General features: G+C 76.0%; 10 protein-coding genes. 9 read left to right on the top strand and 1 reads right to left on the bottom strand.

The annotated features are described in order from the left end of the window. The first annotated feature begins 4 nt into the window (after positions 1 to 4). Both ACFYXU_RS18225 and ACFYXU_RS18220 read left to right on the top strand, forming a co-directional pair. A complete protein-coding gene (locus tag ACFYXU_RS18225) occupies positions 5 to 988 on the top strand; it encodes an ABC transporter ATP-binding protein (protein WP_376513043.1) in 984 nt (327 codons plus the stop codon). Continuing rightward, positions 985 to 1,791 carry an ABC transporter ATP-binding protein gene (locus tag ACFYXU_RS18220; RefSeq protein ID WP_389458577.1) on the top strand — a complete coding sequence of 269 codons (807 nt, stop codon included), beginning with the start codon at positions 985 to 987 and terminating at the stop codon, positions 1,789 to 1,791. The genes ACFYXU_RS18225 and ACFYXU_RS18220 overlap by 4 nt, the downstream gene beginning before the upstream one ends. Before the next feature lie 85 nt (positions 1,792 to 1,876). On the opposite strand, the gene ACFYXU_RS18215 is transcribed toward ACFYXU_RS18220, so the two are convergent. Beyond that, entirely contained in the window at positions 1,877 to 3,376 is a 1,500-nt protein-coding gene (locus tag ACFYXU_RS18215) for an alpha/beta hydrolase (protein WP_389458575.1), read from the bottom strand. A 160-nt stretch (positions 3,377 to 3,536) separates the two neighbouring features. On the opposite strand from ACFYXU_RS18215, the gene ACFYXU_RS18210 reads away from it, so the two are divergent. From ACFYXU_RS18210 to ACFYXU_RS18180, 7 genes are all read left to right on the top strand, one after another. Continuing rightward, complete coding sequence (locus tag ACFYXU_RS18210) at positions 3,537 to 4,478, top strand: MerR family transcriptional regulator (RefSeq protein WP_376513037.1); 942 nt, start codon at positions 3,537 to 3,539, stop codon at positions 4,476 to 4,478. Between the two features lie 167 nt (positions 4,479 to 4,645). Further along, positions 4,646 to 5,413, top strand: a complete 768-nt coding sequence (locus ACFYXU_RS18205) for a GntR family transcriptional regulator (RefSeq protein ID WP_376513035.1) — start codon at positions 4,646 to 4,648, stop codon at positions 5,411 to 5,413. A 42-nt stretch (positions 5,414 to 5,455) separates the two neighbouring features. Next, on the top strand, positions 5,456 to 5,683 hold the full coding sequence (locus tag ACFYXU_RS18200; protein ID WP_376513034.1) for a ferredoxin family protein: 228 nt from the start codon (positions 5,456 to 5,458) through the stop codon (positions 5,681 to 5,683). Between the two features lie 14 nt (positions 5,684 to 5,697). Then, positions 5,698 to 7,038 (top strand): ABC transporter substrate-binding protein, encoded by a 1,341-nt coding sequence (locus tag ACFYXU_RS18195; RefSeq protein WP_389458572.1) that lies wholly within the window; start codon positions 5,698 to 5,700, stop codon positions 7,036 to 7,038. Then, entirely contained in the window at positions 7,035 to 8,060 is a 1,026-nt protein-coding gene (locus ACFYXU_RS18190; RefSeq protein WP_389458570.1) for an ABC transporter permease subunit, read from the top strand. Before ACFYXU_RS18195 ends, ACFYXU_RS18190 begins: the two co-directional genes overlap by 4 nt. Next, positions 8,057 to 8,809, top strand: a complete 753-nt coding sequence (locus ACFYXU_RS18185; protein WP_389458568.1) for an ABC transporter ATP-binding protein — start codon at positions 8,057 to 8,059, stop codon at positions 8,807 to 8,809. Before ACFYXU_RS18190 ends, ACFYXU_RS18185 begins: the two co-directional genes overlap by 4 nt. A gap of 30 nt (positions 8,810 to 8,839) precedes the next feature. Continuing rightward, the gene (locus tag ACFYXU_RS18180; protein ID WP_389459636.1) at positions 8,840 to 11,569 is read left to right on the top strand and encodes a fumarate reductase/succinate dehydrogenase flavoprotein subunit; all 2,730 of its coding nucleotides are present in this window, start codon (positions 8,840 to 8,842) and stop codon (positions 11,567 to 11,569) included. The last annotated feature ends 85 nt before the right edge of the window (positions 11,570 to 11,654 follow it).

Here is an 11,654-nt window from a genome sequence, read left to right as displayed (position 1 = left end):
GGCGATGAGTACGGTGGCGCAAGCACCGGTCCTGGAGATCGAGGGCCTCGGCGTCCGGCTGGCCGGCGACCGGGCCGCCCGGCCCGTCCTGGACGGCGTGAGCCTGACCGTCCGGCCGGGCGAGACGGTCGGCCTGGTCGGCGAGTCCGGCTCCGGCAAGTCCGTGGCCTGCCGCAGCGTCCTGGGGCTGCTGCCCGGCGGCGCCCGCGCCGAGGGCGAGGTCCGGGTCGCCGGGCGGGACGTGCTCTCGATGAACCGCGCCGAGCTCACCGCCCTGCGGTCGCGGCGGGTCTCCATGGTCTTCCAGGACCCGCGCGCCTCCGTCAACCCGCTGCGCCGGGTCGGCGACTTCCTCACCGAGGGGCTGCGCGCGGCCGGGACGCCCGCCGCCGAGGCGACCGCACGCGCCGAGGAACTCCTCGCCTCTGTCGGCATCCGAGACCCACGCGGCGCCCTGCGCCGCCATCCCCACCAGTTCTCCGGCGGCATGCTCCAGCGGGTCGTCATCGCGGCGGCCCTCGCGAGCGAGCCGGACCTGCTCGTCGCCGACGAGCCGACGACTGCGCTCGACGTCACCACCCAGGCCGAGATCATCTCGATCCTGGCCCGGCTGCGGGCCGAGCGGGGCACCGGCATGCTGTTCGTCACCCACGACCTCGAACTGGCCGCCGCCGTCTGCGACCGGGTGTACGTGATGTACGCGGGCCGGATCGTGGAGACCCGGTCCACGGACGACCTCTTCGACCGGCCCCGCCACCCGTACACCGCCGGCCTGCTCGCCTGCACCCCGCGCATCGAACCGGGCGCGCCGGCCCCCCGGCCGATCCCCGGCCGTCCGGTCTCCCTCGCGGAGGCTCCGCCCGGCTGCTCCTTCGCCGCGCGCTGCGCGCACGCGCTGCCCCGCTGCACCGAGGAGACGCCCGCGCTCGTACGCCACGGGGACGGGCTCGCCGCCTGCCACCGCGCCGAAGAAGGGATCACGCCATGACCGTCGCAACGAAGGAGGGTCTGGTCGTCGAGGGCCTGCGCAAGCGGTACGGGGACCACACCGCGGTCGACGGCGTGTCCTTCGCCCTCGCCCCCGGGTCCTCGCTCGCCCTCGTCGGCGAGTCCGGCAGCGGCAAGACGACCACGGTCCGCATGCTCGTGGGCCTGGAGCGCCCGGACGGCGGCACGGTCCGGCTCGACGGACGGGACCGCTCCGCCCGGCCGCGCGGCCGCGCCGAACGGCTCGCCCGGGCCCGGGAGATCCAGATGGTCTTCCAGGACCCGTACCTGTCGCTCGATCCCCGGGTGTCCGTCTCGGGCTGTCTCGACGAGGTGCTCCGCCTCCACACCGACCTCGGCCCGGCCGGCCGGCGGACCCGGGTCTCCGAGCTCCTCGACCAGGTCGGTCTCGGCGCGCGCGAGGCCTCGGCGCTGCCCCGGGGGCTCTCCGGCGGGCAGCGCCAGCGGGTGGCGATCGCCCGCGCCCTCGCCGTGGAGCCCCGGGTCCTGGTGCTCGACGAGGCGGTCGCCGCGCTCGACGTGTCGATCCAGGCGCAGATCCTCGAACTCCTCGGCACGATCCGCCGCGCGTCGGGCATCGGCTACCTGTTCGTCACGCACGACCTCGCGGTGGTCCGGCACATCGCGGACGAGGTACTGGTCCTGAAGTCCGGCCAGGTCGTGGAGACGGGCCCGGCCGGGCGCGTCCTGGACGCGCCGGAACACCCGTACACCCGGCTCCTCCTGGACTCCGTGCCCCGGCGCGGCAGGCGGCCGGCGGAGGGCGGGCGGACGGAAGGCTGACCGGCCGAGGGCCGACCGGACGCCGGGGAGGGCGGTGGCTCCGCTCTCCCCGGCGCGCGCCCCTCTCCGGCCCCCCGCCGTCGCCTCAGTCCCGCAGGCGCGCGAGGACCGCCCGCATCGACCGCTCCACCACCTCCCGCGACTCGTCGGTGCGATCGACCAGTTCGAAGCCGTGGTGGGCGTGCGGCGCGTCGACGACCTCGACGTCGGCGCCGCGCTCCTTCGCCGCCGTCAGGAACGCCTCGACGGTCGACGTGAAGGCCTCGTGCTCCAGACCGGCCCGGGTCAGCACGACCGGCGGCCCGTCCGCCGTGCCCACAGTGTCCACCGGACGGAAGCGTTCCTCCACCGCGTCCCAGCCCGGCAGCGGCGCCAGGGCCGGGTAGTTCGCCGCCACGCACCGCAGCCACGGAGGCGGCGCGGCCAGCCAGTCCGCGGCCAGGAGTCCGCCGCCGGAGAAGAACCAGAGCGCCACGCGCCCCGCGTCGACGCGGGGGTCGGCCCGGACCAGTTCGACGGCCTCGGCGAGGTCGCCCGCGGCGAGGGCGAAGTCGGCGAGCCCGTACAGCCGGTGGTCCAGGGTGACTCCCACGACGCCCAGGCTCGCCGCGTAGCCGCCGTATCCCCGGAAGAACGGCGTGTCCCGCGGGGTCGGCTGCTGGTCGGCGGCGATCGGGCCGCCGTGGACGAAGACGACCGCGGGCCGGGGTCCGTCGGCGTCCGGGAGGTGGAGGTCGAAGCGGCCGACGCGCTCGCGGGGCCGCTCGGGCACGTCGAGGAGGAAGGGCTCCAGGTGGGGCGGCCCGCCGCACGCGCTCTCGGGCGCCGTCACCCGGTGGCCCCCGCCGTCCGCCGCGCGCAGCAGCACCTCGGCCAGGTCCCCGGGCGCGGAGAGCATCGGCCAGTGCCCGGTGGGCAGTTCGAAGAAGCGGAAGCGGTCCTCGGTGAACACCCGCAGGTGGGGCGGGCCCGAGGCCACGGCCATCTCGACCAGGGCGATGCTCTGCCCGTTGGCGGCGCACAGGACGCCGGTGGTGGGGAGCGCCGATCCGGCGCCGGTCAGGACGAGCGGATCGGTGAGGGTGCCGGCCGGCTGGGGCGCGGCCTCCCGCTCCAGGCGGGCGAGGGCCTCGGCGGGGACCCCGTCCAGGCTGCCCCACCGGGTCCAGCCGCCCGGTGCCGGGGGCGGGACCGGAGCGCCGGGCCGTGCGGCGAGCAGCTCGCGGACCCCGGGGTCGGGCAGGGAGCGGACGGCGGCGTCGCCGCCCCGCGGGGGTCCCGTGTCGACGGAGACGACGCGTGCGACGCGGCCGGACCGCCGGTCGGCGGCGCCGAGGACCGGGTGCAGGCCGTAGCCGTGTCCCACCAGGACCACCTCGTCCGCCGTGATCGCGTCGACGAGCCGGACCAGTTCGCCGATGTGGGTCTCCAGGCCGGTCCCGGGCCCGGCCTCGGCGCGCCGGTCGCCGGTCCCGGTCAGGGTCACGGGGTACGCCTCGGCGCCCGCCGCGCGCAGCCGGGCGGCGGTCTCCTCCCACACCCAGCCGCCGGTGAACACGTCCGGTACCAGTACGAAGGCCGTCATGACCGTCTCCTCGCCTCTTCTCGGGGACCTCTCGCGGTCACGCTAGGAACTCCCCCAGCGGGAGATTCAAGGCGGCGGCCCGGGGCGGTCCGACGGGGGACGGGACGTCAGAATGGGGGTGCCCGGCGTCGATCGCGCCCCGTCCGAGGAGGTTCACCCCGTGCCGTCCGACGGTCTGTTGAGCATCGGGGAGCTGGCCGAGCGGGCGGGCGTCACCGTCAAGACCGTCCGGTTCTACTCGGACCGGGGCCTGCTGCCCGAGGCGGGCCGGAGCTCCGGGGGACACCGCAGGTACGGGGCGGACGCGCTCGACCGGCTGCGGTTCATCCGGTCCCTGCGCGCCCTCGACCTGCCCGTTCCCGACGTGGAGCGGGTCCTCGACGCCGAGGGGCCCGACGCGGCCGGCGAGGCGATGGAGGAGGCCGTCGCGGGGCGGCTGCGGGACGTGGGCTCGCAGCTGGTGGCGCTGCGCTGGAAGGAGGCCTCGCTCCGGCTGCTCCGGGACTGCGCCGCCGGAGAGCGTCCGGAGCGGCTGCGGCTGCTCGGCGCGCTGCCCGCCCCGCCCGACACGGACGCCCTGGTCCGGTTCTGGCGGCGCGCGCTGCCGGCGCGGCTGCCCCGGCCGGTCGTCTCGACGGTCCTCGACGCGGTGGTGCCTCGGCCGCCGGAGGAACCGGAGCCCGGGCAGGTCCTCGCCTTCGCCCGGCTGCACGCGCTCGTCACCGATCCGCGCCTGGAACGACCGGAGTTCCGGCCCGGGCCGCCGCTCCCGGACGGCGCGTACCGTCCGGTCGTGCTCTACGAGGGGCTGGCCGAGGCCTACGGTCTCGCCTCGGCCGAGGTGCTGGCCGGGCGGGCGCCGCACGACGGCGGGGCCCTGGACTGCTTCGTCGCTGCCTACGCCCGGGCGCGCGGGGAGGCGGACACGCCGGACTTCCGGCGCCGGCTCGTCGGGCTGCTCGCCCTGGACGACAGTCCGGTGCTCCCCCGGTACTGGAAGCTCGCCGCCGGTCTCTTCGCCCCGGACGAGCCGGTCCTCGGCCTGCTGCACCACCATCTGTCGGTGGCGCTCCGGCTCCAGGTCCACGGGCCGACGGTCTGACGTCTCCCGGATGGTGGGCTGCCCGCTGTCCACGGGCTGGGCGCCGGGGTGGCGGATCTCGCCGGGCTCTCGCCGTCCCCGCAGGTCAGGGGCGTACGGAAGGGGTGTCAGGTGGCGCAATACTGCGGCAACACCATCGGGGCCGGTCCGCCGCTACGTTCCCTGCCATGCCCGCCGAACCCGCTCCCGCCGCCCGTCCCGTCGCCGCCGCCCGCCGCCGGCGGCTGCGCGCCGACCGGGCGCGGCAGCTCGCCGACCTGCTGCGGCACCAGATCCTGGCGGGCGGCTTCCCCGGTGGGGTGCTGCCCCTGGAGGACGTCATCGCGGCCGACTACCGGGCCAGTCGCAACACCGTCCGGCAGGCCCTGGACCTGCTGCGCGGCGAGCAGCTGGTCGCCCGGCAGCCGGGCGTCGGGACGGTCGTGGTCTGCGAGAAGTACCCGCACGGCCTGGACCGGCTCCAGGGTCTCGCGGAGACGCTGCGCGAGCACGGCCGGGTCACGAACGAGGTCCGGACCATGGGCCCGGTCGGCGCGCCCGGGCCGGTGGCCCACCGGCTGGGCCTGCCGGAGCACACGGACGTGCTCTGCATCGAGCGGCTGCGGCGTCTGAACGGGCTGCCGCTGTCGCTCGACCTGTCGTACCTCCCGATGGACATCGGCGGTGAACTCCTCGGCTGCGACCTGGAGAACACGGACGTCTTCCGGCTCCTGGAGCAGCTGACCGGCGGTCCGCTCGGGCACGCGGAGATCACCCTGGAGGCCGTCAACGCCGACGCGCACTCCGCCGCCGTCCTCCAGGCGCCGCGCGGCGCCGCCGTCCTGATGCTGGAGCGGCTGACCCGTCTGCCCGACGGGCGGCCGGTGGACCTGGAGTTCATCCGGTTCCGCGGCGACCGCATCACCATGGGCGGCGTGCTCCGCCGCTCCCTCTGATCCCGTCGGCTCCCCCGTACACCCCCTTTCCTGGAGACAGCCATGCCTGTGGTCCCCCAGCGCGTCGACGTGCCCGTGACCGTCGACGAGTCGAAGTGCATCGACGGCTGCACGCTCTGCGTCGACATGTGTCCGCTCGACTCCCTCGCGATCCGCGAGGAGGACGGCAAGGCCTACATGCACGTGGACGAGTGCTGGTACTGCGGCCCGTGCGCCGCCCGCTGCCCGACCGGCGCGGTGACCGTCAACATGCCCTATCTGCTCCGGTGAAAGGCCCCGCTCCCATGCAGTCGCGAAGACTCGCCCCGGCTCTCCCGCTCGCCCTGGTCCTGACGCTCGCCACCGCCTGCGGCGGGGGCACCGACGATCCGGCGGACGGGAAGGCGGTCACGGTGACCGTCGGCTACCAGTCGAAGACGATCAACACCGTCACGGCCGGCACCCTGCTGCGCTCGCTCGGCTACTTCGAGGAGGAGCTCGCGGCGCGCGGCCGGAAGGACGGCGTCACCTACCGGGTCGTGTGGCAGGACTACGCGACCGGTGCCCCGATCACCGCCCAGATGACCGCGGGGAAGATCGACATCGGGTCGATGGGCGACTTCCCGCTGCTGATCAACGCGGCGCGCGGCAAGCAGCTCAAGGAGCCGACGCGGCTGGTCGCGGTGACCGGGTACAACCTGCGCGGCGGTCTCAACACCGTCGTCACCAAGCCCGGTTCGACGCTGCGGTCGCTGAAGGACCTCAAGGGCCTCAAGGTCTCGACGAGTGTCGGCTCGGCCGCCGACGGCACGCTGGTGCGGGCCCTGCGGCGGGCCGGCCTCGACCCGGCGAAGGACGTCCAGAAGGTCAACCAGCAGCCGAGCGTGGGCGCTTCGGCGCTGACGGCCGGATCCGCCGACGCGCTGTCCCAGTTCGTCGCGTGGCCCGGCCTCCTCGCCTTCCAGGGCCGGGCGACGGCGCTGTACGACGGGGCCGAACTGGACCTGCCGACCTTCCACGGGGTCACCGTCCGCGAGCGGTTCGCGCAGCGGCGGCCCGAGGTGCTCGACGCGTTCCTGCGCGCGCAGCGCAGGGCCACGGACGAGCTGCGCCGCCGGCCGGTGGCGTCCGCCGAGTCGGTGGCGAAGGAGACCGGGCTGCCGGCCGAGGTGGTGTACCTCTACAACGGCGCCCAGGGCATCGCGACCTTCGATCCGGCGCTGCGCCCCGAGCTGGTCGCCGCGCTCAAGGAGGACGTGCCGGTCCTGAAGGAGGCCGGTCTGGTGAAGGACGTCGACGTGGACGCCTTCGTCGACCCGGCTCCGCTGCGGCGCGCGGTGCCGGGCGCCGCGTACCCGGCGGCGGGCGCCGCGCGGTCCGAACTGTGGCTGCGCGGCGCGGAGTCGACCCGGTCCTTCGACAGCCCGAAGGCGCTCCTGAAGGCCGTCGCGGGGGCCCGGGTGCGGGCGGCGTACGTGCCGGACGCGGTGACCGGGACACTCTGGTTCGCGGACCGCGCGGTGTGGGTCCTGGACGGCGGGGAGTTCCGCGCGTTCGTGACGCGGGAGGGCGCGGAGCGGTACGTCTCCGGGCACGCGGGCTCCCGGATCCTGTCGTACGCGGACGCCGTGGGGCTCGCGTCGTGAGGGCCACGGGTCTCGGCCGCCGCCTGGTCCGGCTGGCCTCCCCCCTCGTGGCGCTCGGCGTCTGGCAGCTGCTGACCTCCCTGGACGTCAACCTGTGGCTGCGGTTCGAGCAGTTCCCCACGGTCGTCGAGGTCGCCTCCGCGCTCGCCGACCGGATCGACACCGAGGCGTACTGGCAGGACCTCGGCCACAGTCTGCGCCGGATCGCGCTGGGCTTCCTGCTCGCGGCCGTCCTCGGGGTGGCCGCCGGGACGGCCGTGGCCCGCTCCCGGTGGGCGGCGGACGTCCTGGGGCCGCTGGTCGAGGTGGTGCGGCCGGTCCCGGCGATCGCCCTGGTGCCGGTCGCGATCCTGCTGCTGCCGACGAACGAGCAGGGCATCGTCTTCATCACCTGCGCCGCCGCCTTCTTCCCCGTGCTGGTGTCGACCCGGCACGCGGTGCGGGCGCTGGACCCGGCGTGGGAGGAGGCCGTGCTCACCCTGGGCGGGAGCAGGGCCCGGGTGCTGTTCTCGGTGGTCCTGCCGGGCTCTCTGCCGGGCGTCTTCGGCGGTCTGTCGGTGGGCATCGGCGTCGCGTGGATCTGTGTGATCTCGGCGGAGATGATCTCCGGCGAGTACGGGGTGGGCTACCGCACCTGGCAGGACTACACGGTCGTCGACTACCCGGGGGTCTTCGTCGGCATGGCCACCATCGGCGTCCTGGGCCGGCTCACGTCCACGGCGGTCGAGGCGCTCGGCCGCCGGGTCACGGCCTGGCTGCCGAGCCCGGCCGAGGCCGTCGCCGCCGGCCCGGCCCGCCCGGCGCCCTGGGGCCGCACGGCTCCGGCGGACGCGGAGCGCCCGGCCTCACCGGACGCGGACCGTGCGGCCTCGCCTGACCCGGGCCTCAGAGTCTCGCCGGACCCGGACCGCTCGGCCTCGCCGGACGCGGACCGCGCGGCGGACCATGACGGCTCCTCGGCCCCGGGCTCCGTCCGCACCCCCGCCGCCCCTCCCGTACCCGACAAGGAGCCGGTCCGATGAGCACCACGAGTCCGCCCGCCCCGGTGCCGCACGGCGCCGAACTCGCCCTGGACGGCGTGCGGCTCGGCCGTCCGGACGGTGCCGTGGTGTCCGGTCCCGTCGGCTTGCGGATCGCGCCCGGCGAGCTCCTGACGGTGGTCGGCCCGTCCGGCTGCGGGAAGACGACGCTGCTGCGGACCCTCGCCGGGCTGCTGCCCCCGCTGGAGGGCCGGGTCACCCAGGACGGGGAGCCGGTCCGGCGGCCCGGCGCGGACCGGGCGCTGGTCTTCCAGCACGACGCCCTGCTGCCCTGGCGTTCGGTCCGGGCCAACGTCGAACTGCCGCTCGCGATCCGCCGCGTCCCCCGGGCCGAGCGGCGCCGCGAGGCGGACGCCTGGCTGGAGCGGGTCGGTCTCGCCGGGCACGCGCACCGGCTGCCGCACCGGCTGTCCGGCGGGCAGCGTCAGCGCGTGCAGCTGGCGCGGGCGCTCGCCGGGCGGCCCCGGGCGGTGCTGATGGACGAGCCGTTCGGCGCGCTCGACGCGACGACCCGGGCCGGGATGCAGGACCTCCTGGTGGAGATCCTGCGCGGCACGGGCGCGACCGTCGTCTTCGTCACCCACGACGTGGACGAGGCCCTCCATCTCGGCGACCGGGTCGTCCTGTTCGCCTCCGGGGAGGTCCTGGACGTGCCGCATCCGCGGGTCCGGGACGCCCGGAGCGCCCCCGCGACGGAGGCGCTGCGCCGCCGCGTCCTCGACTCCCTCTGACCGTCCTCCGAAAGGTCCCTCCCCGTGGACATGGCCACCCCCCTGACCGTCCCCGATCCGGCCGACGCGACCGAGCTCTCCTGCGACGTGCTCGTCATCGGCGGCGGCACCGCCGGCACGATGGCGGCCCTGACGGCCGCCGAGCGCGGGGCGGACGTCCTGCTCCTGGAGAAGGCGCACGTCCGGCACTCCGGCGCGCTCGCGATGGGCATGGACGGCGTCAACAACGCGGTCGTGCCCGGCCGCGCGGAACCCGACGACTACGTCGCCGAGATCACCCGCGCCAACGACGGTCTCGTCGACCAGTCCACCGTCCGGCAGACGGCCACCCGCGGCTTCGCGATGGTCAGGCGCCTGGAGTCGTACGGGGTGAAGTTCGAGAAGGACGAGCACGGGGAGTACGCGGTCCGGCAGGTGCACCGGTCCGGCTCGTACGTGCTGCCGATGCCCGAGGGCAAGGACGTCAAGAAGGTCCTCTACCGGCAGCTGCGGCGGCGCGAGATGCGGGAGCGGATCCGGATCGAGAACCGGGTGATGCCGGTCCGGGTGCTCACCCACCCCGAGGACGGGCGGGCCGTCGGCGCGGCCGGTTTCCACACCCGCACCGGGGAGTTCGTCGTGGTCCGCGCGGGGGCCGTGATCCTGGCCACCGGCCCCTGTGGGCGGCTCGGCCTGCCCGCCTCCGGATACCTCTACGGGACGTACGAGAACCCGACGAACGCCGGTGACGGCTACGCGATGGCGTACCACGCGGGCGCGGCGCTCACGGGGATCGAGTGCTTCCAGATCAACCCCCTGATCAAGGACTACAACGGTCCGGCCTGCGCCTACGTGGCCAACCCGTTCGGCGGGTACCAGGTGAACCGGCACGGCGAGCGGTTCGTGGAGTCCGACTACTGGTCGGGGCAGATGATGGCCGAGTTCGCGGCCGAACTCGCCTCGGACCGGGGGCCGGTGTACCTGAAGCTGAGTCATCTCCCGGAGGAGACGATCGGCGCCGTCGAGTCGATCCTGCACACCACGGAGCGGCCCACCCGGGGCACCTTCCACGAGAACCGGGGGCACGACTACCGGACCCACGACATCGAGATGCACCTCTCGGAGATCGGCCTGTGCGGCGGCCACTCGGCCTCCGGGGTGCGGGTCGACGACCACGCCCGCACGACCGTGCCCCGGCTGTACGCGGCCGGCGACCTGGCCTCCGTACCGCACAACTACATGATCGGCGCGTTCGTCTTCGGGGACCTGGCGGGCGAGGACGCGTCCCGGTACCGCGCCTACCGGGGCGCGCTGGACCCGGCGCAGGTCGCCGCCGCGCACGAGCTCGTCTACCGGCCGCTGCGGCATCCCGACGGGCCGCCGCAGCCGCAGGTCGAGTACAAGCTGCGCCGGTTTGTCAACGACTACGTGGCGCCGCCGAAGACGGGCGCGAAACTGTCCCTGGCTGTGGAGGCGTTCGACCGGATGTCCACGGAGATCGCCGCCATGGGGGCGCGGACGGCGCACGAGCTGATGCGGTGCGCGGAGGTGTCGTTCATCCGGGACTGCGCCGAGATGGCGGCGCGGGCCTCGCTCGCCCGGACGGAGTCGCGGTGGGGCCTCTACCACGAGCGGCTCGACCATCCCGAGCGCGACGACACCGGCTGGCTGCACCACCTGGACCTGCGCAAGTCCCCTTCCGGCACGATGGAGTTCACGGCGCGGCCCGTCGAGCCCTACCTCGTGCCGGTGCCGGAGTTCGCGCCGCCCGGCGGCCCCGAGCGGCTCCTGGGCGAGGTGGAACTCGTACCGGTGGCGACGGCCGGGGCACGGGACGCGGTCCCGGCGGTCCCGCATGCCCGTCCGGCCGCCGCGACCGGGGCCGGGGCTCCGGCGCCCTCGGGGCCGCACCCCCGGCTGCTCCGGCTGCTCGCGCTGGTCGAGGACTCCCCCGGTCTGGCGGCGCTCGGCCCGTTCCTGGAGGACGCCGATCCCGTGGTGCGGGCGGCCGCCGTGACCGCGCTCGGGGAGACCGCGCCGGCCGGGGCCGGGCCGGTGCTCGCCGCCCGGCTGCGGGACGGGGCGGAGCCGGTGCGGGCCGCCGCCTCGGCCGCGCTGCGGGAGCTGGTGGAGGTGCTGCCCGCCGAGCCGGCGCTCGGGGACGGGCTCCGGGAGGCCCTCGCCGTGCCGGATCCGGCCGTGCGGGCCGCCGCGCTCGACGTCCTGCGGGCGCTGCGGCTCGGCGACGCGCCGCTGTTCGCGGACGCCCTCGCGGACGACTCCGTGGAGGTGCGGGTCCAGGCCGTCCGGGCCCTGGTCTCGGTGGACGCGGTCGGGGAGCTGGCTCGCGGAGCCGCCGACCCGGCGCGCGAGGTCCGGGTCGCGGTGGCGCGGGGTCTCGCGGCCGTGCGGGCCCCCGCGCCGGAACCGCTGGCGCCGCTGCTCGACGACCCCGACCCGCTGGTCAGGGGCGCCGCCCTGGCCGCGTTGGCGGGCACCGGATGCCCGCCGCCGTACGCGGCGGGGGCGGGGGCGGCGCTGGCGGACGGGGCCTGGCAGGTGCGGTCGGGGGCGGCGACCGCCCTGCGCGCCGCCCCCGCGGAGCTCGCCGTGCCCGCGCTGGCGGGGGCGCTCGCCGATCCGAACGCGGACGTGCGCAAGGCGGCCGTCCTGTCGCTCCTGGCCCACCGGGCCGAGCGGGCGGCCCGGGACGCGCTCGCCGGGGCGGCGGCGGACCCGGACGCGGACGTCCGCGCGTACGCGGCCCGCGCGTCCCGCTGACCGGCCGCCGCGTGCCGTCCCGCACGGGCGGGTGGTGTTCGGCGGCAGCCGGGTGAACGTCCGCTTGGGGGGCGGCGGAGCGGGG

This window comes from Streptomyces sp. NPDC002232, assembly GCF_042890295.1.
GTDB lineage: Bacteria > Actinomycetota > Actinomycetes > Streptomycetales > Streptomycetaceae > Streptomyces.
The sequence above is the reverse complement of the archived record's forward strand: the minus strand, read 5'-3'. Positions and strand labels throughout refer to the sequence as shown.